Origin of the sequence: Agrobacterium sp. rho-8.1 (assembly GCF_033957725.1) — a bacterium.
Taxonomy (GTDB): Bacteria; Pseudomonadota; Alphaproteobacteria; order Rhizobiales; family Rhizobiaceae; genus Agrobacterium.
Genome location: NZ_CP192789.1, coordinates 561925 through 582791 on the forward strand (window position 1 = coordinate 561925; position 20867 = coordinate 582791).

At 58.0% G+C, this 20867-nt stretch carries 19 protein-coding genes; 6 read left to right on the top strand and 13 right to left on the bottom strand.

Going from position 1 to position 20867, the window contains the following annotated elements:
* Nucleotides 1-19: 19 nt before the first annotated feature.
* Nucleotides 20-2491, top strand: a complete 2472-nt coding sequence (locus RMR21_RS17455; protein ID WP_498670730.1) for a glycoside hydrolase family 3 C-terminal domain-containing protein — start codon at nt 20-22, stop codon at nt 2489-2491.
* A gap of 61 nt (nt 2492-2552) precedes the next feature.
* Here RMR21_RS17455 and RMR21_RS17460 read toward each other — a convergent pair whose 3' ends face one another.
* From RMR21_RS17460 to RMR21_RS17480, 5 genes are all read right to left on the bottom strand, one after another.
* Entirely contained in the window at nt 2553-3899 is a 1347-nt protein-coding gene (locus RMR21_RS17460) for an amidohydrolase family protein (RefSeq protein WP_498671772.1), read from the bottom strand.
* Nucleotides 3900-3929: 30 nt separating this feature from the next.
* Nucleotides 3930-5195 carry a cysteine desulfurase-like protein gene (locus RMR21_RS17465; protein WP_498670731.1) on the bottom strand — a complete coding sequence of 422 codons (1266 nt, stop codon included), beginning with the start codon at nt 5193-5195 and terminating at the stop codon, nt 3930-3932.
* A 30-nt stretch (nt 5196-5225) separates the two neighbouring features.
* A complete protein-coding gene (locus RMR21_RS17470) occupies nt 5226-5975 on the bottom strand; it encodes an amino acid ABC transporter ATP-binding protein (protein WP_498670732.1) in 750 nt (249 codons plus the stop codon).
* The gene (locus RMR21_RS17475) at nt 5975-6646 is read right to left on the bottom strand and encodes an amino acid ABC transporter permease (RefSeq protein WP_498670733.1); all 672 of its coding nucleotides are present in this window, start codon (nt 6644-6646) and stop codon (nt 5975-5977) included. The genes RMR21_RS17470 and RMR21_RS17475 overlap by 1 nt, the downstream gene beginning before the upstream one ends.
* 62 nt (nt 6647-6708) lie before the next feature.
* Nucleotides 6709-7506 (bottom strand): ABC transporter substrate-binding protein, encoded by a 798-nt coding sequence (locus RMR21_RS17480; protein WP_498670735.1) that lies wholly within the window; start codon nt 7504-7506, stop codon nt 6709-6711.
* A gap of 155 nt (nt 7507-7661) precedes the next feature.
* Between RMR21_RS17480 and RMR21_RS17485 the strand changes: the two genes are divergently transcribed.
* Nucleotides 7662-8357, top strand: coding sequence for a FadR/GntR family transcriptional regulator (locus RMR21_RS17485; protein WP_498670737.1), 696 nt, complete (start codon nt 7662-7664; stop codon nt 8355-8357).
* A 12-nt stretch (nt 8358-8369) separates the two neighbouring features.
* Here RMR21_RS17485 and RMR21_RS17490 read toward each other — a convergent pair whose 3' ends face one another.
* The 7 genes from RMR21_RS17490 to RMR21_RS17520 all read right to left on the bottom strand — a co-directional run bounded on the left by RMR21_RS17490 (nt 8370) and on the right by RMR21_RS17520 (nt 15716).
* The gene (locus RMR21_RS17490; protein WP_498670738.1) at nt 8370-8888 is read right to left on the bottom strand and encodes a flavin reductase; all 519 of its coding nucleotides are present in this window, start codon (nt 8886-8888) and stop codon (nt 8370-8372) included.
* A 42-nt stretch (nt 8889-8930) separates the two neighbouring features.
* Nucleotides 8931-10340, bottom strand: coding sequence for an amidase (locus RMR21_RS17495; RefSeq protein ID WP_498670739.1), 1410 nt, complete (start codon nt 10338-10340; stop codon nt 8931-8933).
* Nucleotides 10337-10540 (bottom strand): hypothetical protein, encoded by a 204-nt coding sequence (locus RMR21_RS17500; RefSeq protein WP_498670740.1) that lies wholly within the window; start codon nt 10538-10540, stop codon nt 10337-10339. Before RMR21_RS17500 ends, RMR21_RS17495 begins: the two co-directional genes overlap by 4 nt.
* Nucleotides 10540-11550, bottom strand: coding sequence for an ABC transporter permease (locus RMR21_RS17505; protein ID WP_498670741.1), 1011 nt, complete (start codon nt 11548-11550; stop codon nt 10540-10542). Before RMR21_RS17505 ends, RMR21_RS17500 begins: the two co-directional genes overlap by 1 nt.
* The gene (locus RMR21_RS17510; protein ID WP_498670742.1) at nt 11547-13094 is read right to left on the bottom strand and encodes a sugar ABC transporter ATP-binding protein; all 1548 of its coding nucleotides are present in this window, start codon (nt 13092-13094) and stop codon (nt 11547-11549) included. The genes RMR21_RS17505 and RMR21_RS17510 overlap by 4 nt, the downstream gene beginning before the upstream one ends.
* Nucleotides 13095-13120: 26 nt before the next feature.
* Nucleotides 13121-14221, bottom strand: a complete 1101-nt coding sequence (locus tag RMR21_RS17515) for a sugar ABC transporter substrate-binding protein (protein WP_498670743.1) — start codon at nt 14219-14221, stop codon at nt 13121-13123.
* Nucleotides 14222-14495: 274 nt separating this feature from the next.
* Entirely contained in the window at nt 14496-15716 is a 1221-nt protein-coding gene (locus RMR21_RS17520; protein WP_498670744.1) for an MFS transporter, read from the bottom strand.
* Nucleotides 15717-15902: 186 nt separating this feature from the next.
* Between RMR21_RS17520 and RMR21_RS17525 the strand changes: the two genes are divergently transcribed.
* From RMR21_RS17525 to RMR21_RS17540, 4 genes are all read left to right on the top strand, one after another.
* Entirely contained in the window at nt 15903-16661 is a 759-nt protein-coding gene (locus tag RMR21_RS17525; RefSeq protein ID WP_498670745.1) for a GntR family transcriptional regulator, read from the top strand.
* A gap of 236 nt (nt 16662-16897) precedes the next feature.
* Nucleotides 16898-17980 carry a pyrimidine utilization protein A gene (rutA, locus tag RMR21_RS17530; protein ID WP_498670746.1) on the top strand — a complete coding sequence of 361 codons (1083 nt, stop codon included), beginning with the start codon at nt 16898-16900 and terminating at the stop codon, nt 17978-17980.
* A gap of 1 nt (nt 17981) precedes the next feature.
* Nucleotides 17982-19538, top strand: a complete 1557-nt coding sequence (locus tag RMR21_RS17535) for an amidase (RefSeq protein ID WP_498670747.1) — start codon at nt 17982-17984, stop codon at nt 19536-19538.
* Nucleotides 19539-19599: 61 nt separating this feature from the next.
* Entirely contained in the window at nt 19600-20208 is a 609-nt protein-coding gene (locus RMR21_RS17540; RefSeq protein ID WP_498671774.1) for an isochorismatase family protein, read from the top strand.
* Between the two features lie 14 nt (nt 20209-20222).
* Here the strand turns inward: RMR21_RS17540 and RMR21_RS17545 are convergent, their stop codons facing one another.
* Nucleotides 20223-20867, bottom strand: a complete 645-nt coding sequence (locus RMR21_RS17545) for a 3-oxoacid CoA-transferase subunit B (RefSeq protein WP_498670748.1) — start codon at nt 20865-20867, stop codon at nt 20223-20225.

A 20867-nucleotide genomic window follows, 5' to 3' on the forward strand; every position in this document is an offset into this window, starting at 1 on the left:
GCCAATATCGGAGGCTCGTATGATCGAGAACATTCTGAACCAGATGACGCTTGAAGAGCAGGTTTCGCTGCTGGCCGGTGCCGACTTCTGGACAACCGTGCCGGTCGAGCGCCTTGGCGTTCCCAAAATAAAAGTAACCGATGGACCCAATGGCGCACGTGGTGCAGGATCCCTGGTCGCGGGCGTCAAAGCGACCTGTTTTCCCGTGGCCATCGCGCTGGGCGCAACCTGGAACCCCGAGCTTGTCGAGCGCATGGGCGTGGCACTGGCAGGACAGGCAAAAAGCAAGGGCGCATCGGTGCTGCTCGCACCAACCGTGAACATTCACCGCTCGGGCCTGAATGGCCGCAATTTCGAGTGCTATTCCGAAGATCCTCTGCTGACGGCAGCTCTTGCCGTAGCCTATATTCAAGGTGTGCAGAGCAAGGGTATCGCAGCGACGATCAAGCACTTCGCGGGCAACGAATCCGAAATCGAGCGCCAGACCATGTCATCGGATATCGATGAGCGCAGCCTGCGCGAGATCTATTTGCTGCCATTCGAACAGGCGGTGAAGAAGGCGGGCGTGATGGCGGTGATGTCATCCTACAATCGTCTCAACGGCACCTATACCAGCGAGCACGATTGGTTGCTGTCGACCGTCTTGCGCAAGGAATGGGGCTTCGATGGCATCGTGATGTCGGACTGGTTCGGCTCGCATTCCACCGCCGCCACGGTCAATGCCGGCCTTGACCTGGAAATGCCCGGACCCACCCGTGATCGCGGCGAAAAGCTCGTTCAGGCCGTGAACAATGGCGAGGTGAAAGCAGAAACCGTGCGCGAAGCAGCCCGCCGTATTTTGACGCTTCTGGAGCGCGTCGGCGCGTTCGAAACGGCGCCTGACCTCACCGAAAGCTCGCTCGATCTGCCAGAAGACAGAGCCCTCATCCGCCAGATTGGCGCGGAGGGAGCCGTTCTGCTGAAAAACGAAGGCGTTCTGCCGCTCGCCAAAACCACGCTGGATAGCATCGCGGTTCTCGGCCCCAATGCCGCCGAAGCGCGCGTCATGGGTGGCGGCAGTGCGCAGATCGCCGCGCATTACACGGTCAGCCCGCTTCAGGGCATCAAGGCAGCGCTTTCCAACGCCAACAGCGTGCACCATGCGGTTGGATGCAGCAACAATCGCCTCATCAATGTGTTCAGCGGCGATATGCATGTCGATTATTTCAAGGGTCGCCATCTGGAAGGCAGCCCCGTCCACAGCGAGCCTGCCGCCAAGGGTGAATTCTTCTGGTTCGACCTGCCGTCTCCGGACCTCGATCCGGCCAACTTTTCCGCGCGGATCATCGCCAGTTTCGTCCCTGCCGACAGCGGAGAGCACGTCTTCGGCATGACGAATGCCGGTCTCGCCAAACTCTATGTCAATGAAAAGCTGGTCGTGAACGGTTTCGACGACTGGACGCCCGGCGACAATTACTTCGGCACTGCCAACACCGAACAAAGACAAGCGGTGGAGCTGGAGGCGGGACGCAGCTACACGCTGACGATCGAATATTGCTCACCAGCGGATACGACGGATGGCATTCACCTCACGGCCATTCGCTTTGGTGTGGAAAAGCCGCTGGGCGATGCTGCAATAGAGGACGCCGTTGCCAAGGCCGCTGATTGCGATGTCGCCATCCTCTTTGTGGGCCGCGATGGCCAATGGGACACCGAAGGTCTCGACCTGCCTGACATGCGGCTTCCCGGGCGCCAGGAAGAACTGATCGAAAGGGTCGCGGCCGTCAACACGAACACCGTCGTCGTGCTGCAAACGGGTGGACCCGTGGAAATGCCGTGGCTGGACAAGGTTCAGGCGGTTCTGCAAATGTGGTATCCGGGCCAGGAACTTGGAAACGCAGTGGCCGACGTTCTGTTTGGCGATGTCGAACCCGGCGGTCGTCTGCCGCAGACCTTCCCGAAGTCGCTGTCGGATAATTCCGCCATTACCGACAATCCACTCGTCTACCCCGGTCAGGACGGTCATGTGCGCTATGACGAGGGCGTCTTCGTCGGCTACCGCCACCATGACAGTCATGGCGTGGAGCCGCTCTTCCCGTTCGGCTTCGGGCTTGGATATACGCAGTTTACGTGGAGCGATGCGAAGGCATCCTCATTTCAGATGGGTGAAGACGGGATCACCGTCACGCTCGATGTCACCAACACGGGCGCACGCAAGGGTTCCGACGTCGTGCAGCTTTATGTGCGACCACTCGGTTCTTCCGTTTCGAGGCCGGACAAGGAACTGAAGGCATTCGCCAAGCTTGAACTCGAGCCAGGCGAAACCAAAACGGCAACATTGAAAGTGTCGGTGCGCGATCTGAGCTTCTTCGATGTCGACGCCAAGGCGTTCCGGTCGGAGGCTGGTGACTACGAACTGGTGCTGGCCGCCAATGCCGCCGATATCAGAAGTCGTATCACGATCACCAACTCTGCACTTTGGTTGGGCAAAGCCAGCGACGTCTCAATCTGAGAGGTCGGTCGGCACAGGTTTCTATTCCCCTGTGCCGACCGCGAGCATACCCGTACTCCACTCAGATTTGGCCGCCACGTTGGCGCGTGAGCGATGAGAGGTCGCGGCGCAAATAGCCGCCCTGCCCGATCTGCTGAGCAAAATGCCCGTCTTCCACAATGGTCTTGCCGCGCAACAGCAACCGGACCGGCCATCCACGGATATCCAGCCCCTCGTAAGGCGTGTAATCTGCACCGTGATGCAGCATATCATTGCGGATGGTGACGCTTTTGTTTGGATCCCAAAGCGCGATATCGGCATCGGCGCCGACAGCGATGGTGCCCTTGCGGGGGTATAGCCCATATAACTTGGCGTGATTGGTCGATGTCAGCGCCACGAATTGGTTGATGTCAATCCGGCCCTTCATCACGCCTTCCGAAAACAGGATCGGCAGGCGCGTCGCAACGCCGGGGATGCCGTTCGGAATCCAGCGGAAATGTCGCTTGCCCTTCTCGTTCAGTTTGCCTTCCGGATCGTCGAAGCGGAAGGGGCAGTGGTCGGACGAAAACAGATCGAAAACGCCCTGCTCCAGCCCTTCCCAGCAGGCATCCTGACTGGCCTTGTCGCGCGGCGGCGGCGAGCAGACATATTTGGCGCCTTCCATCTCGCTCTGATCGAGATCGTCGGCGGTCAGCATAAGATATTGCGGGCATGTTTCACCGGCAATCTTCTGGCCACGCTGGCGCGCCCGGCGGATTTCCTCCATCGCCTCGCGCTCGGCAGCGATGGGACGCGTCGTGGCGTGGAATTTCGGTTCAAATTTGCCATCCTCCTCGTGGCGACCGATCAGGTAGCGGATGGCATCCTCATTTTCGCAGTGAACCATGACCAAAGCGCCAGTGCGGCGTGCCGTATCGAGCGTGGCAAGAATTTCGTCGTCACGAAGCCGCAGGCCCTCATAGGTCATGAAGACCTTCAGCGAGGTGTAGCCGTCCTCGACCAGCGCTGGCAGTTCCTGCCCGAGCACTTCCGCCGTTGGATCGGTAATGACCAGATGGAAGGACACATCGACATGACATTTGCCCTCGGCCTTCGCGTGATAGACCTTCAACGCTTCACGCAGCGACTGTCCCTTTTCCTGCATGCAGAATGCCAGAACGGTGCTGTTGCCGCCGATGGCGGCAGAGCGGGTGCCGCTATCGAAATCATCGGCCATGACGATGCCGTCGCCTGACGGCTGGTCGAGATGAACGTGACTGTCGATGCCGCCGGGCAGAACAAAGAGGCCGGTGGCATCGATGATCTCGTCGGCATCGGTGAGTTCAGCGGCCAGTGCGGCAATGCGGCCATCCTTGATGCCGACATCGCTGACGAAGGTGTCGCTTGCCGTCACCACGGTTCCGTGCCTGATCACCGTATCGAAACGCATCATTCCATGTCCTTCTTATCGTTCATAAGGTCAGCTTGCCTTTGCAAATCCAGCATCGCCAGACAGGATGCGGTCAAGTGCAGCCGTGAAGCGATCGACCTCTTCCAGCGTGTTGTAATGCACCATCGAGACGCGCAGCATGCCGCCATGGTCGGTCAGGCCGAGATATTCGGCAAGCCGTCTCGAGTGGAAATCACCGAAGCGCATGGCGATGTGTTCATTATCCATCGCCTTGCAGAGTTCGCCAGCATCGCGGCCATCGAAGCGGAAGGCAATCGTCGGTACGCGTGTCCCATCATGGTTGAAGCCCTGCCCAACGATCCGGCAATCGTTGCGGGAGCGCAGGTAGCTCAGGAGCCGCTCGGCGAGCAGGTTTTCCTGTGCCGTGATGGCTGCAAACGCCGCCTCGATTTTCTGGCGCATCGTGCCTGTCTCGCCTGCCTGTTCACCAAGAGTGGTGAGGTAGTCCACGATACCGCAGGTGGAATAGGCAAGCTCGTAATTGGGGTTGCCAGGCTCCAGCTTGCCCGGCACTTTGTCCTTGCCGTAAAAATAATGATAAATCGTATCGAGCTCGAGCAGCAGATCGTATTTGCCATACATCAGGGCATAATGCGGACCATAGGTCTTGTAGAGGCTGAAAACGTAATAATCCACATCGAAGGCCTGCACATCGACGGCCCGGTGTGGGGCGTAGGCGACAGCGTCGACGCAGATCTTTGCTCCGCGCGCGTGGACGAAATCGGCGATCTCCCGGATAGGATTGATCGACCCGAGGATATTGGAGACATGCGTGACGCAAACCATTTTCGTGCGCTCGCTCATCAGTGGCTCCAGATCGGCCAGATCGAGCTGAAGCGTTTCCTTGTTCAGCGGCCAGAATTTCAGCGTGATGCCTGCATCCTGCAACCTGTCCCAAGGCCCAATGTTGGATTCGTGATCGCTGACCGTGACGATGATCTCGTCACCGATGGACAACTGGCTTTGCATGGTGCGGGCCAGATTCTGCAAAAGTGAAGTTGTGGAGTTACCGAATACGATCTCCTCCGGACGCGAGGCGTTGACCAGATGCATGGCCGCGGTGCGCGCTTCGTAGAGCGCTTTCGCGGCGCTCTGCGACACCTCGTAAGAGCCGCCGATCTGGACGTTTGTCTCGATCAGGAACGTCGTGATGCGCTCCAGCGCGCTTTTGAGGATCTGCGATCCGCCCGCATTGTCGAAATAGGTCCAGCCGCGAGACAGCCCCGGAAACTGGCTGCGCACATAATCGATGTCGAGTGTTGAAGTGGTGGTCATCCCTGATATCTCCCGGACTGTATCTTTTTCTTAATGATTGAGAACGGCGCGGAGAAAGCCGCGTGTTCGCTCTTCTTTCGGAGTGTCGAAAATCTCTGATGGCGCGCCCCATTCAACGAGGCGTCCGCCATCCATGAAGATGACGCGATCTGCGACCTGCCGGGCAAAGCCCATTTCGTGCGTGACGATCACCATGGTGACGCCGGTGCCCGCCAGTTTGCGCATCACATCCAGAACCTCGCCGACCATTTCCGGGTCGAGTGCCGATGTCGGCTCATCGAAAAGCAAGACACGCGGCTCCATGGCCAGAGCGCGAGCAATCGCCACGCGCTGCTGCTGGCCGCCGGAAAGCTGCCCGGGAAATTTCTCGGCCTGTTCGGAAATACCGACGCGCGCCAAAAGCTCGCGAGCCTTGCGTTCGGCCTCTGCTTCCGGCGTCTTTCTCACCCGCATCGGGGCGATCATGACGTTTCTCAACACTGTCATATGCGGAAACAGGTTGAAGGACTGGAACACCATTCCGACTTCGGCGCGGACCTTGGCCAAAGCCGGACCGGGCTCGACGCGTGTGCCATCCACGGTAATGGTGCTTTCAGGGGCAAAGGCTTCGAGATGATTGATACAGCGAATGAGTGTCGATTTGCCGGAACCGGATGGACCGATGACACAGACGACCTCCCCTTCGGCAACATCGAGATCAATGCCATGCAAAACGGTGAAAGTGCCATAAGCTTTGGTCAGGCCGCGTATGGAAATGAGGGGGGTGCCGGTCTTTTCCATCACCGTTTCCCCCGGTTGAAGTGCTTTTCAAGGCGCGCGACCACCGCGACCATCGGCCAGAGCAGGGCGATGTAAATAAGGGCGGCCCCGATTAGCGGCGTTGGATTGGCATTCAGGGCCTGCGCCTGCGTTGCCTGTTTCAACAGGTCCGGCATGGCAACCACCGAGGCAAGGGCCGTATCCTTCATGACATTGATGCAATTGTTGGTCAGCGGTGGAATAACGATGCGGACGGCCTGCGGCAGAATGATGTCAACCATGGTGTTGCGGTTGGAGAGGCCAAGTGCGGCGGATGCCTCGAACTGACCATGGGGAACAGCCTCTATACCAGCGCGAAAAATTTCAGCGGTATAGGCGGCGGAAACGAGCGACAGTGCGGTGACCGCCGAGAGAAAGGGCGACAGTCTGATGCCGACGAACGGTAGGGCGTAATAGACGACGATCAGCAGCACCAGCAGAGGTATGGAGCGAAAAATGTCGATGTAGCCGCGGATCAGCAGTTTGAAGACATCAGGTGCATAAAGACGCGCCACCGCCAGAAAAAGACCGCCCACCAAGCCACAGATAATGCTGGTAATGCCGATCTGGAGCGTGACGACCAGCCCCCAGAGCAGTTGCGGCAGACTGTTGAGAAAGACTGAAGCATTGAAGAAGGTGTTGATGAGGTTCATGCCGGACAGGCTCCTTGGCGATCCGGCGAGACAAGGTTGCCCCGCCGGATGCTGTTTAAACCTTACTTGGCCTTCGGCATATCGAGAACGGCGACGGTTGAGGTCGTGTCCTCGGCCTTCGCACCGAACCATGTCTCGTGCAGCTTGGCGATGAAGCCTTCGCCCTTCAATGTGGTGATGACCTTGTTGACGTCTTCTGCCAGCGGATCACCCTTGTTGAACATGATCGAGTATTTCTCACCAGTCGGAATGCGCTCGACAACCTTCAGCTCCGGCTTGTCCTTGGCGTAGTAGAGCAGAGCCGGTATGTCGGAGATATAGCCGTCGATGCGTCCGGCCACGAGATCGAGCATGGCAGGCTGCAAGCCTTCGAACTTGCGGATTTCGCCGAGTTTGTACTCACCCTTATGAGCTTCCGCCCACATATCGCCTGTCGATCCCGTATCGACACCGACGACCTTGTCGCTCATGCCTTTGAGACCAGTGATGCCGGAGGCGGCTGTCACTGTCAAAGACTGGTCGCTGTCGTAATAGGGCTGGGCAAAGGTGACGGATGCCAGACGTTTTTCGGTGATCGTGATCGAGGAAATCGCCATGTTGATGCGGCCGGATTGGACGGCTGGAAACAGGCCGTTGAATGGCGTGTTGACGAATTCGACGGACTTGCCGAGACGCTTGGCAATTTCGTTGACAAGATCGACTTCAAAGCCGGTGACCTTGCCACTGGCGTCTTCGAATTCCCATGGCACGTTGCCGATATTAGCGCCGACCGTCAGATCGGCTGCCTGAACGTTGAATACGCCGAGTGCTGAAACCAGCCCGGCGAGAAGTGTGCTTTTAATGCGCGAAACGTGGTGCATTCGAGAACCCCTTGTTTTATGTTTTAAGCCAATCTACGTTGGTCTAACTGGTCAGACCAGTCCGACCAAACAAGCACGTGGTTTTGTGCTTTGCAAGACGTTGCTTAAAAAATATATCGGACGGGCAGCGGCGGCTTCACATCAATAGGGATCGAATGCTCAACAAAACGCTTGTGCCACAATCAGTTGCCCGCGAAATCCAGGCCATGATACAGGCCGGGCAATTGAAGGCAGGCGAGAAAATTCCGTCACAGCGCGAATTCTCCCAAAAATTCGGCATCAGTCGGGCATCCCTTCGTGAAGCGCTGCTGACCCTTGAAACGCTTGGCCTGCTGAAAACAGAAGCCGGGCGCGGAACGTATGTGGCGGCGATTGACGGGACTTCAGGTCAAGCCGGGCATATGGCGCCATGGCGTTATTCGGAAAGCCACTCGGTTTTCGATGTCTTCCAAACGCGCATCCTGCTCGAAGGCGAGATCGCCCGGCTTTCGGCAGGGCGACTGTCCCAGACACAACTGGAAAAGATGGAAAAAGCGACGAAGACGATGGAGGATTGCTGGGCCAATCAGGATCTGCTCGCGAATGTCGATGCCGATCTTGCGTTCCATGGCACCATCGTATCCGCCTGCTCCAACACGATGCTGAAGGCGCTGTATCAGACAGTGCGGGACCAGGTGACCGAAACCCAGCGCCAGCCTATCCCCATCACCGACCCGGAAAGAATGCGGCAATCCATTGCCGAACACCGCCGCATAATTGCCGCTCTCAAGGCAAACGACGGCGCTTTGGCCCGGGTCGAGATGGAGTCTCATATTCGCAATACGGCACGGTGCGCTGGCTTGCAGCCCTGATCGCTTCGAAGGCTAAAGATGATGATAGGCGCGCTTGTAATAGATCAAGGCTTTGTCGGCGTCGCTTTGACGAAGGGACTTCACCGCACAAAACAAAACCCTGTGCGTGCCGATATCCTGCATATCCGAAATCACACACTCGAACGATACCATCGCATCCTCCAGCACGGGCGCACCTGTTACGCCAGTGTGCCAGTTCGCTGCAGCAAAACGTTCATCGACAGGCGTTTTCCCACCGAACAAAGATGACAGCGTTTCATGCTCTGCGGTCAGCACATTGACGCAAAGCGCCTTGTTTTCCATCACCGCGTTGAACACGGACGCAGTGCGGTTGAGGCATATCAACAGTGTCGCGGGACTGTCTGTCACGCTGCAAACTGCGGTCGCAGCAAAGCCTGCCTTACCGCCCGGTCCATCCGTCGTGATAATGGTGACGGCGGCACCCATTTTCGCCATGGCGTCGCGGAAGGACTGCTGACTGACATCCACAACGGTCTCCACCGGTGATGAGAGATGTGGCATGGTGTTCATTTGAACGTCCTTCTCCTTCATTTCAAATTGTCGTGACGCAGCTCACGCTGCCGATGCAATGCGCGCCATTGCAGGAAGCGCAAGCGCCGTCTCAAGTCTGAGGGCCACACTCGCTGCGAGGTCTTCACGCCACGGCCGCGCTACGATTTGCAGAGCGACAGGCAATCCGCCAGCCGATATCGACACCGGCACGGACACAACAGGCAGACCGAGATAGCTGAAAGGGCGTGTGAACGAGGTCATGGCACTCACCACCGCATTCATCGTGGGGCTTGTGCCGACATCCACCTCCGACGACAGGGGCGGCACGAAGGGCATGGTGGGTGCAATGAGCACATCTGATTGAGCAAAGGCGACATCGAGAAAGTCTTCCAGCATGACCGACCGTATCTGCAACGCCCGCAGATAGATGGGAGCAGGCACCGCAAGGGATTGCGACAATCGCATCCGGATTTGCGGACCGTAATCGTCGGGACGCTCACGCATCCAGTCAAAGTGCACAGCACCCGCCTCTGCCATGGCAACGACGTTGGCGAGTTCTGCGACGGTGGACAGATCGGGCATGGACGCCTTCGCAACGCTGGCAACCTCTGACTTCAGGGCCGTGATGGCTGTCTCGACGCCCTGCGAAACATCGCTATCCAGCCCCGACGAGAAGAGCCCACCCGCGATGCCGATGCGGATGGACGAGAGATCGGTGTGCAGCGGCCCAGGCTTTTTAACATCCATGCATGTCGTATCGCGACCATCCGGGCCGGAAATGAGTTGCAACATCAGATAGGCATCTTCGACCGTGCGCGCCAAAGGACCCACACAGTCTTGCGAGAAAGACAACGGCATTGCGCCATGTCTGCTCACACGGCCCTGTGTCGGCTTGATACCGACAACACCACAGCACGCGGCGGGCAGGCGGATCGACCCGCCGGTATCGGAACCAAGTGCCCCCAGTACGACACCACCGCCCACGGCAGAACCGGAGCCGGAGGACGAGCCGCCGGTAATGCGCGCCGTATCGATCGGGTTCAAAGCCCGGCCATGGTGGAAATTGTGGCCGGTCGGCCCCATGGCGAACTCACTCATATTGAGGCGACCGATGGACAGCGCACCTGCGCTTTGCAAGCGCTCCATCACAGTCGAGGTGGATACAGCGATGTGTCCCGCCCGTATTTTCGAGCCGCAACTGGTGACGAAACCGGCGCGATCATACATGTCCTTGTGGGCGAGCGGAACGCCGTGCAACGGCCCCACGCTGGAGCCGGATGCCAGCGCGGCGTCAGCGGTTTTTGCGGCCTCCAGTGCCGCATCGTGTTCGATTTCGATGAAAGCGTTCAACCGTGTCTGGCCGGCGGTCGCGCGATCGAGTGCAGCCTGCGTCATCTCCAGCGAGCTGATCTTTCCGGCACGGATCGCATCTGCCGCCTGCGTCAACGAGGTGGGATTGTCGAGGCTCATCGCTTTGCCTCGGACAGCAGAAACGCATCGAAATGGGCGGGTTCGATATTGAACAGAGCGCCACCTTTACCCAACGGCGACGGGGCGATTGCAGCGCTATCGCGGGCCATCTCTCCTGCCATGGCCACCAGTTCCGCTTCGACTGCCGGGCGCGCCCAATAGGCTTGCGCCAAAGCGGCGACGATATCCTTGTTATCCATCAGCTGAAATCCTGTGTTTGACGGTTGCGGACGAGCTGGCTGAGCGAGACGGCAACGACAAGCGCTCCTCCGTAAAACAGATTCTGCACGTAGGCATCAGCGCCCAGCATGGTCAGTCCGGTGATGCCGGTAACGAGGAAGTAGACGGCGATGACCGCACCAAAGGCATTGAACCTGCCTGGTGAGATCGTCGTCGCGCCCAAGAAGGCTGCGGCAAAGGCGGGAAGCAGGAGGTTGAGGCCCGAGAGTGGATCGGCAGAGCCCGTCATTCCCGCATACAGCATGCCCGCAAAGGCCGACATCAGGCCCGATAGGATGAAGGACGTGGCGCGGACGCGGTCGACATTGATGCCGTTCAGCCGGGATACTTCCCGACCACGCCCGACGAACAGAAGCTTGCGACCGGCGATGGTGAATTCCAGCGCATACCACAGGATGACAGCCAGGATGATGGCGTAGAAAAAGGCCAGGGGAATACCAAGGAAACGGTTGATGATGACCCATGTGACGAGGTCCATGGAAACGCCCGAGATCGTTTGCGAATTGCTGACCCACAGGATCAATCCGTTGACGAAGGTCCCGACGCCGAGCGTCACGATCAGGGAATGGATGCGAAAATAAAGGACAAAGAAAGCGTTGACGGCACCGATCACGATGCCGCTGAGAAGAGCAAGCAGGATGACGGGGACAATCGGCCAGCCGAGTTTCACGTTCAGCACCGCGATCAGCATGCAGCTCATCGTCAAGGTCGAGGCCCCCGACAGGTCGAAATCGCCTGAGGTGAGCGGAATGATGATGGCAAGCGTCAGCACTACAAGAATGGCCTGCGAACCGAACAGGGTTGAGAAACTGCGCCAGCTTAAAAACGAATCCGGCATGAGGGCACCGAAGATGACGATGAGCAGCAGCCATGCGCCAACGAGCGCGAAGCGCTCGCCCTCCGTCTTCAGGGTAAACCGGCTTTTTGGCGGCGATGCCAATTTGGTTGTCGGCATGTCGAGCGTCGTCATTCTGCGGCCTCCGCTTCATGGCTGTGGAAACAGGCTTCCGTGATGACGCGGCGGCTGATCTCCGAGCCTTTCAGCTCGATCACCGGGCGACCGCGCGAAAAGACGATGATGCGATCACATATCTGTTCCAGTTGTTCATTGTCGGTTGAGGCGCAGAGAATGGCGGTGCCATCCGCTGCTGCCCGGTCCAAGGCTTTGAAGATTTGCTGGCGCGCACCGAAATCGACGCCCTGGGTGGGTTCGTCCAGCATCAAGAGCTTCGGCTTGACCTGCAACCATTTGGCAAGCAGCACTTTCTGCTGGTTGCCGCCGGACAGAGACGCAAGCGGCAAATGCGGGTTCTGCGGCCTGACATCATAGAGCTGCGCCAGCCGCGCTGCCTCTCGGGTCATGGCCGATCGGTCAAGGCCGTAGGGTTTCAGCAAATTGTCGAGAACGGGCAGCGTGATATTGTCGGTGACGGAAAGGGTCCCGACACCAGCGGCACCCAGGCGATCACCCGGCAGGAATGCGATACCCATCTGCTGTGCTGCAAGCGGTGTCATTGCGCCAATACCGGACGTCTTACCTGCGAGCATGATTTCGCCTTTGCCGCGCCTTGCGCCGTAAAGCAGGTACGGAACGCTGGCAAAGCCGGAGCCGATCAAGCCCGTGACGCCAAGTGTTTCGCCCTCGCGAATGTCGAAATCAAACGGCGCGGTGGTCCCATCCGATAATCCTCTCACGCGCACTGCCGCCGCTACGCCGCTGGGCGCCATGCGCCTTTTCTCGAACGCGTCGACACGTGATCCGACGATGGTATCAAGGATGGATTGGCGCTCCGACCTGTGCGTATCCATGATGCCGACGAGTTCGCCGTCGCGCAGCACTGCAACACGGTCGGTAATGTCACGCACTTCATCGATGTCATGGGTGACGATAACGACGGAGGCCCCGGTTTTCACGATGGAGCGGATGAGAGAAAACAGCCTTTTAACATCTTCGGCAGGCAGAAAAGGCGTTGGCTCGTCCAGCACCAATATGCCTTCCCCGCCATAGCCAGCATCCGACGCTTTCAAATCCTCGAATGCCCTGATGATGGCAACGAAAGCACGCTCCACCGGTGACAGCGCGGCGACAGTCTGAAACGGATCGATAAACAGGTCGAACTGCGCAAACAGTTTCGATATCGCTGACGCCTCGCGTCTCCAGTTGACGAACCAGGGTGATTTCTGACCAAGGGCCGTCACCCGCATATTCTCCAGCACGGTCAGCGATGGTACAAGACCAAGATGCTGGTGGACAAACGCGACACCGCGCTTTTTGATCTCCATGGGATCGAGCGGCAGGGGCATTTTCTGGCCCCAGAGAATGACCTCGCTGCCGGCTTCAGGCTGGTGGAAACCAGCCAGAACCTTGATCATTGTGGACTTTCCCGATCCATTCTGACCGAGAAGTCCGAACACCTCGCCCCGCCGGATCGACAGCGACACGCCCTTCAGCGCATCATAACTGCCAAAGCGCATGCGAATGTTGTTCATGGTGAGCACGGCATTATCGGTCATGATGCTGCTCCTGCTTGAACGGCTGATTACTTCAATTTCCAAAGCTTGCGGAACCCGTCGAGATGGGCATCACCATAGCCATCGTTGAAGTTGGCGGGGGTCCCCACCGTTGCGATATTGCTCTCGTCAAAGACCAGCAAAGGGACATTCAGCTTGGCCACTTCCGGCTTTCCGCAGAGCATGCGCATGATGTTATCGATGGCCGCATACCCCGCCCAGCCGAGGCTTTCGCCGACATCCATCTGGACCTGGCCTGCCCGGACCATATCCAGCACGAAGGGAGTTCCATTGAAGCTGGCAAGCTTGACGCTGCCTTCCGCGCCGGTGATGCGCATGGCGGGAATAACGAACTGCGACATGGAATCGTAGATCGGCAAGATATAGTTGATCGACGGATCAGCCAGCAAAGCGGACTGGGTTCCTGATTGTATCTTCGTCGCCCATTCGGAGACGGGAACGTCGAGGTGTTTGACCTTGCAATCCGGGCAAAGGGCGGCCAGCTGATCCTTGATCGCCTGTACGAAAGGGATGGATGGCAGCACATCGGATGAGCCGATGACCAGCACATTCGGCTTGCCTTCCGTCTGCACATAGGCCCAGGCTGCCAGCAGTTTTCCGGCACCGGAGAAATCCACCTTGCCGGAATAATCGACGCTCGGAACGGCCTTTTGGGTAACGTCATAGAAATGTGTGGTGGAGATTTTCAAACCGGCAGCGCGCGCCTCTCCAAGTTGGGGTCCAAGCACTTCGGGATTGAGACCTCCGGCCAGATCAAGAGCATCGTATTTCTGGCTGATGGCCTGGGAAACACCTTGAACCCACTGGTCGATTTTCAGTTGGTTATCCCAGGTGGCGTAGGTGAAGCCGATCTCCTTTGCCGCCTCAGACATCGCTTTTTGTAGCTCGACATTGAACGGAATCGTCATGGAAATGGGAATGGAGAGAACCTTCTTGCCCGCCATGCAGGACTTGGCATCGAAGGCTTCGCCCGGAGGCGTGAAGACCGGCATGGCGCGGTGTTGCTCGATGATGGCTTTGGCATCCGCCATGGGGTCTGCAACGGCTGGGATCGACATGGCCGCAAGAGCGGAAACAGCCAACACTGAACTGACGGCAAGCATACGCATGAACAACATCCCCTCTGTTATCCCGGCATTTCCGGGCGTCCTAAGGCTGCCCTGACAAGCTGCCGTGAAGGTAATGTACGTACATATTCAAGGTATCGTCAATCGCCTTTTGCCTATTTTTTTGCACTGCACATTTAAGTGGCGTTTGCCAAAAAGCCTTCCAATGTAGCGCGCGAATTCTGATCATCTGGACGCTGATGTGCATGCGCGATAGGCGAAGAAAGGCGCCGGGGCCGGATCTTTCGGACCTCCTGTTAGCGTCGGGGACGGTCGATCAATCGCGGGACGCGTGAGCCCGCCATGCGACAATCATTCCGGCAAAGCCAAAGAGGGAGAAGATCAGAAAGCTCGTCCCGTAATGTCCGCTGAGTGCATAGACGCTTGCGAAAGAGGACGGGCCAACGATGACACCGATGAATGTATAGACCAGGACGCCGCCGGTAATGGCGCCAACCCTGCCCTCCGGGGCATTGTGCGCCACTTCGGCCAGAAGCACGCCATTCCAGCCGATCGTGACCGCACCCATCGCAACGAACAGAGCCACCTGCGCCACGACCGGCAGCTCCGGCAACCAGTACAGCAGCACATAACCGACGCCACCCAGCAAGCCGAGCAGGGAGAGCGTGATGTATCCACCGCCAATGCGGTCTGCGACGACACCCCAGAAAATACGTCCGAAGGCACCGGCAAACTGCATCGCAGCAGCGACAGAACCAGCCGCCAGAAGCGACCAACCCGCATCATGCACCAGCGTAACCACCGCGAAGGCGGACACGGAAAGCTGCATGGCCGAATAGGCAAAGCCGAGACAGCTCAGCGCGCGCAGGCGCGGATTCCGCCAGATCGTCGATTGCTCATCGATCAGCCCTCGCAATAAGGACGGCACTTTCTTTTGCGTTTTGGGTTGCGCCGCATGGGTCATCGCCAGCAAACCCATCGTAACAAGCGGAGCGGCTGCGCCGATCAGCAAAGCCACGTGCCAACCGACATAACGCGACAGAAACGGAAACGCGAAACTGGCAAGAATACCCCCGAGCGGCACGCCTGACTGCTTCAGGGAAAAAACGATGTTGCGCCTGTTTTGCGGCGTGACGCGGCTGAGCATTTCCGAAGATGCCGGGTTGTTCAGGCCATAGCCGATGCCGATCAGCAACGAGGCCAAAATGATTAGAGGTATGCTGGCCGTCGCTATACCCGCAAAGCCGACCACGAAACAGGTCAAAGCGATCTGCTCGATCCTGATAGGACCGAAGCGCTGCACAAGCGTTCCTGCAACAGCCGAAGAGAACATGCCAGAGGCGTAGATAAGGCTGATCTGATAACCGATCCAATAAGCGCCAATATTGAGGTCCGCCGCCACGGTTGGCGCAATCGCCGTCAAGGCGAGCACGCTGGCCGTCGCGACGATCTGGATGAGTGTGGCTGCAATCAATGTCTGTGCGAGCGAAGATGCAGGGTGCGTTGGCGGGACCTGTTCGGCGACTAAATCCGACATGCGTATCAATATCCTGGGAAATTTATGTCCGGTATATGTACGTACTAATTGATTTGGCGTCGCCTCGCAAGCGTCGCTCTGCGGGGCAGACCGCCAACCGAATTTTGTTTGCGTTTGGATGGTAAAGAGGATTGAACATTTTGCTACAAGAATGCGGCTATACGCCTTACATGGGATGAGACGGGCTTGGATCATAAAGGCACTGACTGGAAGCCGGAAATCGATACCGCGCCTCTCTACTTACAGGTCGCACACCATCTTGAAAGCCGCATCAATAAGGGCGACTACCCCGTCGGCTCCCTGCTTCCCACCGAAAACGAAATTGCGATCAGCCTGGGCGTGAGCCGCCAGACCGTCCGCCAAGCGATTGGCACATTGCGGACCAAAGGCCGTCTTTCGGCACGCAAAGGTGTTGGAACCCGTGTCGAAGCCGGGTTTGATCCCGAAAACAAACGTTTCATTGCCCATTCGCGCTCCGAGCTGTTCGAGATTGCCGCCGAGACGGAATTCGTGATCGACACGAAAGAAGAAATTTCCGCACAGGGCAAACTGGCCGTCGAGCTGGGGTGCCGTCCAGGCCGCAAATTCTACCATATGGCGGGTATCCGTTACTCGGGCGGCGGTAACAGAGCCTTTTCCTGGAACGAGGTCTATGTCGACGCCAAGCTGGCGGCCGCGGTCAAAGACATTACTGTCGCCCGCAGCGCCATCTTCCATTACATAGAACAGTTTACCGGTGAAAAAATCCAGGAAATCCAACAGGATATAAAGCCTCTCGCACTGGATGAGGTGACCGCAGGCAGGCTTGGCGTGAAGGCAGGAGACCTCGCACTCGTCGTAACACGACGCTACTACGGGTCTGGTCGGCGACTGTTGGAATATGCATTTCAGGTGTTGCCTGCCGAGCGCTTTACCTTCACCACGACGCTTCGCGCTGAAAGCTGAAATCCGCACGGGTGGTGCGTTACAAAGCACATATTTGCTGAATTGATTGGCGATCTGCACTCTTGCCTGCTGTTTGACGATTTCGGCAGCACAGCGCTGCTGCGCCCAAAAACACCAAATGAGTAATTAATAGGCAAGCCTAAACTTACGTCATTTTTGGCTTTACAGCCCCAAATATTTTTGCATTAGTTCGTACATACTGCTCCAAATGTCCACCAGATAAAAAGGGGAACCACATGGATATCGGTGTTTTCATTCCCATCGGAAACAATGGCTGGCTTATCTCCACGACGTCGCCGCAATACATGCCCAGCTTCGAGCTCAACAAGCAGATCGTTCAGAAAGCCGAAAAATATGGGCTGGAATTTGCCCTGTCGATGATCAAGCTGCGCGGCTTCGGTGGCAAGGCGGAGTTCTGGGACTACAATCTGGAAAGCTTCACCTTGATGGCCAGCCTGGCGGCGGTGACCGAGCGGATCAAGCTCTTCGCATCGACCGCGGTTCTCACATTGCCGCCTGCCATCGTTGCACGCATGGCCACCACCATCGACAGCGTCGCGCCCGGCCGCTTTGGCGTGAACATCGTCTCCGGCTGGCAGATGGCCGAATATGACCAGATGGGCATGTGGCCCGGCAACGACTATTTCGGTTACCGCTATGACTATTCGACCGAATACGTGCACATCATGAAAGAGCTCTGGGCCAACGGCGAATGCAGTTTCGAAGGCACGCACTTCACCATGAAGGACTGCATGATGAAGCCTAAGCCGCAAAACAAGATCGAGATCGTTGCCGCCGGGCAAAGCCCGCGTGGAATGGAATTTGCCGCGCAATATGCCGACTACAACTTCGTCATGGGGGCCGGCATAAACACGCCGACAGCCTACGCGCCCAACAACACCAAACTTCTCGAGGCCGCAGCAAAGACCGGTCGCGATGTGGGCGCTTACGTGCTGTTCATGCTGATTGCCGAAGAGACGGACGAACTCGCCAAGGCAAAGTGGGAAAGCTACCGCGAGGGGGCCGATGTCGACGCCTTGGCGTGGATGGCTGATCAAGGTGGAAAAGACGCGACCGCCGACACCAATTCGACAGCCAAGCACATCAACCTGCCGGAAGGTGCCGTCAATTTCAACATGGGGACATTGGTCGGTTCCTACGCCAATGTCGCGCGGATGCTGGACGAAGCGGGTACTGTTCCCGGCACAAAGGGCATCATGCTGACATTCGATGACTTTCTGGTCGGCCTCGATAAGTTTGGAGAGCGCATCCAGCCCCTGATGGCATCGAGAAATGCAACGCAGATCGCAGCGGAATAAAATGAACCGGACGCCTCCCGCAATGGTGGTCGCCGACCCCGCAATTGAGATCGGTCATGAGTTCGATCCTCTCGAACTCATCGACCCCGGCCTGGCAGATCGAACCTATGGTCGAGCGCCTGCGCCGGACAAGGTGCTGGCCGCCGCGCCAGTCCCGTCCCTATCTGCCGATCTGCCATGGCGCACAGCTGGCGTCGAAGAACTGCTTTCGGCTTTTGCGGAAAGGCGCATTTCACCCAACGGTGTTCTGGATGAACTGAACGATGCGATACGGTCCAGCACCGCTGGTGCCGAGGCCGTATTGCGTTTTGTGCCGGGCTTTGAGGCTGCCGCTCAAGACAGTGAAACACGCTGGCGCAACGGCACGGCGAGACCGCTGGAGGGCATACCCTTCGGCGTGAAGGACATTATCGACGTCGCCGGTGCAACCGTCACCTCCGGCTCACATTTTACAGGCAAGCGCGTTGCACCTGATGATGCCGCCGTCGTAGCGCGATTGCGCGCAGCCGGCGCCATACCCTTTGCGATGACGGCCACCACCGAATTTGCGACCGGTTCACCGCACAATCCGCGTTTTGGCACGGTGACAAACCCTGGGGATAAAACTCGCTGGACCGGTGGCTCGTCCACCGGGTCTGGTGCCGGACTCGCCGCCCGGCTCATGCCGTTGGCACTGGGGACAGATACCGGCGGCTCCATTCGTGTTCCCTCCTGCTGGTGCGGCACGACCGGGCTGAAACCCAGTCGGGAACGCGTCTCTCGCGCAGGCGTCGCCCCCCTATCGTGGACGCTCGATCATGTCGGACCAATGGCGCGTTCTGCCAGAGATATAGCCCGTGTCCTGCCTTTCATGACGGCGCAAGCCGAACCGGATCTCAATGCGGAATGTGGGGATGTTCTGGCCGATCATACGGTCAAGGGACTACGGATCGGCATGCCGACAAGCTGGTTTACAGAGCGGGTTGATGACGCGGTTCTGACCAATTGGGAACTGGCGCTGAAAACGCTGGAAACCTTGGGCTGCAGGCTCGTGCCTTTACGAAGGATCGATATTGCGTCCTGGCATGAAGCCGGTTGGATCATTCTTCAAAGTGAATTGGCCACTCTGCATTCGCAAAGGCTCGACCGCGCGGACCTCTTCGATCCCGGACTGTTGCATCGGCTGACGAACGGGCTTGCATTTTCTGCGGTTGACTATGCGCGGGCACTTCAGGTTCGGGCAGAGGCACAGATGACTTTCCTCAGCGCCATGGCCGATGTCGATCTCGTCATGACACCCGGTGTTGGCGGCGAAGCCGGTCGGCTCGATAGCCTGACCGTCGACGTCAACGGCGAGGCCCAATCCTTCCAATCGCTGATCTCCCGCAACACCATGATTTTTGACGTGACGGGGTTACCTGCCCTGATGCTGCCAGCGGGCCTTGGCCGCACCGGCTTGCCGACCGGTATCCAGATCGTCGGGCGACCGAATGCCGATGCGCTGTGCCTGCGTGCAGGTGCGGCTTTTCAAGCAAGCACCCCCCATCATCAGTTGATCCCGCCCGGCCTGGTTTCATGATCTGGGCAGAAGCACAAACATGAAACTGGGGGAATGACAGGCCGTGACAGATACCGAACTGATGGCGAACTACGCAAGCGCTTACAACAACCGCATCGGCTTCGGCAAAAAGCCTGCTTTGGTGCTGGTCGATTTTGTTCAGGCCTATTTCGAACCGGACAGTCCGCTGTTTGCTGGCGTTGACGCCGCGCTCGCAAGCGCGCTGAGGATACGTGCGCTCGCACGGGAAAAGAATATTCCCGTTATTTTAACCGGTGTGACACTCCATCCAAGCGGGCTCGACGGTGGCCGGTTTTTCCAAAAGGCCAAACCGCTGTCCTGCTTTACAGCAGGTAACCCACTGGCTGCCTGGCCCGAGGGTCTGGCTCCCTTTCCGAACGAATTTGTGGTGACCAAACAATATCCCAGCGCATTTTTTGGCACATCGCTTGCGTCTCTGTTGACCGCGATGGGTATCGACAACGTTATCCTCACCGGCCTGACGACCAGCGGTTGTGTCCGCGCATCCTGCGTTGATGCCATGTCGCACGGCTTCATCACCACCGTCGTGCGCGATGCCTGTGGTGACCGTCACCCTGCCCCGCACGAGGCCAACCTGTTCGACATGAATGCCAAATATGCAGACGTTGTTTCAGAGGCAGAGATTACGGCGTTTATTGGAGGGCTTTGACGCCGAACTGGTACTTAAGCCAAGGCAAGGTCGAACGGTGCATCCGTTTTAGAGCGTATCTCGTCTATAGACACGCCATCGGCCAACTCAATCAAACTCGCCTTGGGATTTCCTTGACGCGAAAGGGTAAAGACCCCGAGGTCGGTGATGAGAAGATCGGTGACACGCCTGCCCGTGAGGGGAAGGTTGCATTCCCTCAGGAATTTCGGCTCGCCCTTCGCCTCGTGTTCCATGACCACGACGACACGCTTGACGCCCGCCACGAGGTCCATTGCCCCGCCCATGCCCTTGACCATTTTGCCGGGGATCATCCAGTTGGCGAGATCACCGCTCTCGGAAACCTGCATGGCGCCAAGGATCGAAAGATCGATATGTCCGCCGCGGACCATCGCAAAACTGTCGGCCGATGAAAAGTAGCTGGTTTTGGCAAGCTCCGTGATCGTCTGCTTTCCGGCATTGATCAGGTCGGCGTCTTCCTCTCCCTCGAAGGGAAAAGGCCCCATGCCCAGCATTCCGTTTTCGCTTTGAAGCGTCACTTCTATTCCTTGCGGAATGTAATTCGCAACGAGGGTCGGGATGCCGATACCCAGATTGACATAGAAACCATCCTGCAATTCTTTCGCGGCGCGGGCCGCCATTTGGTCCCGGGTCCAGGCCAT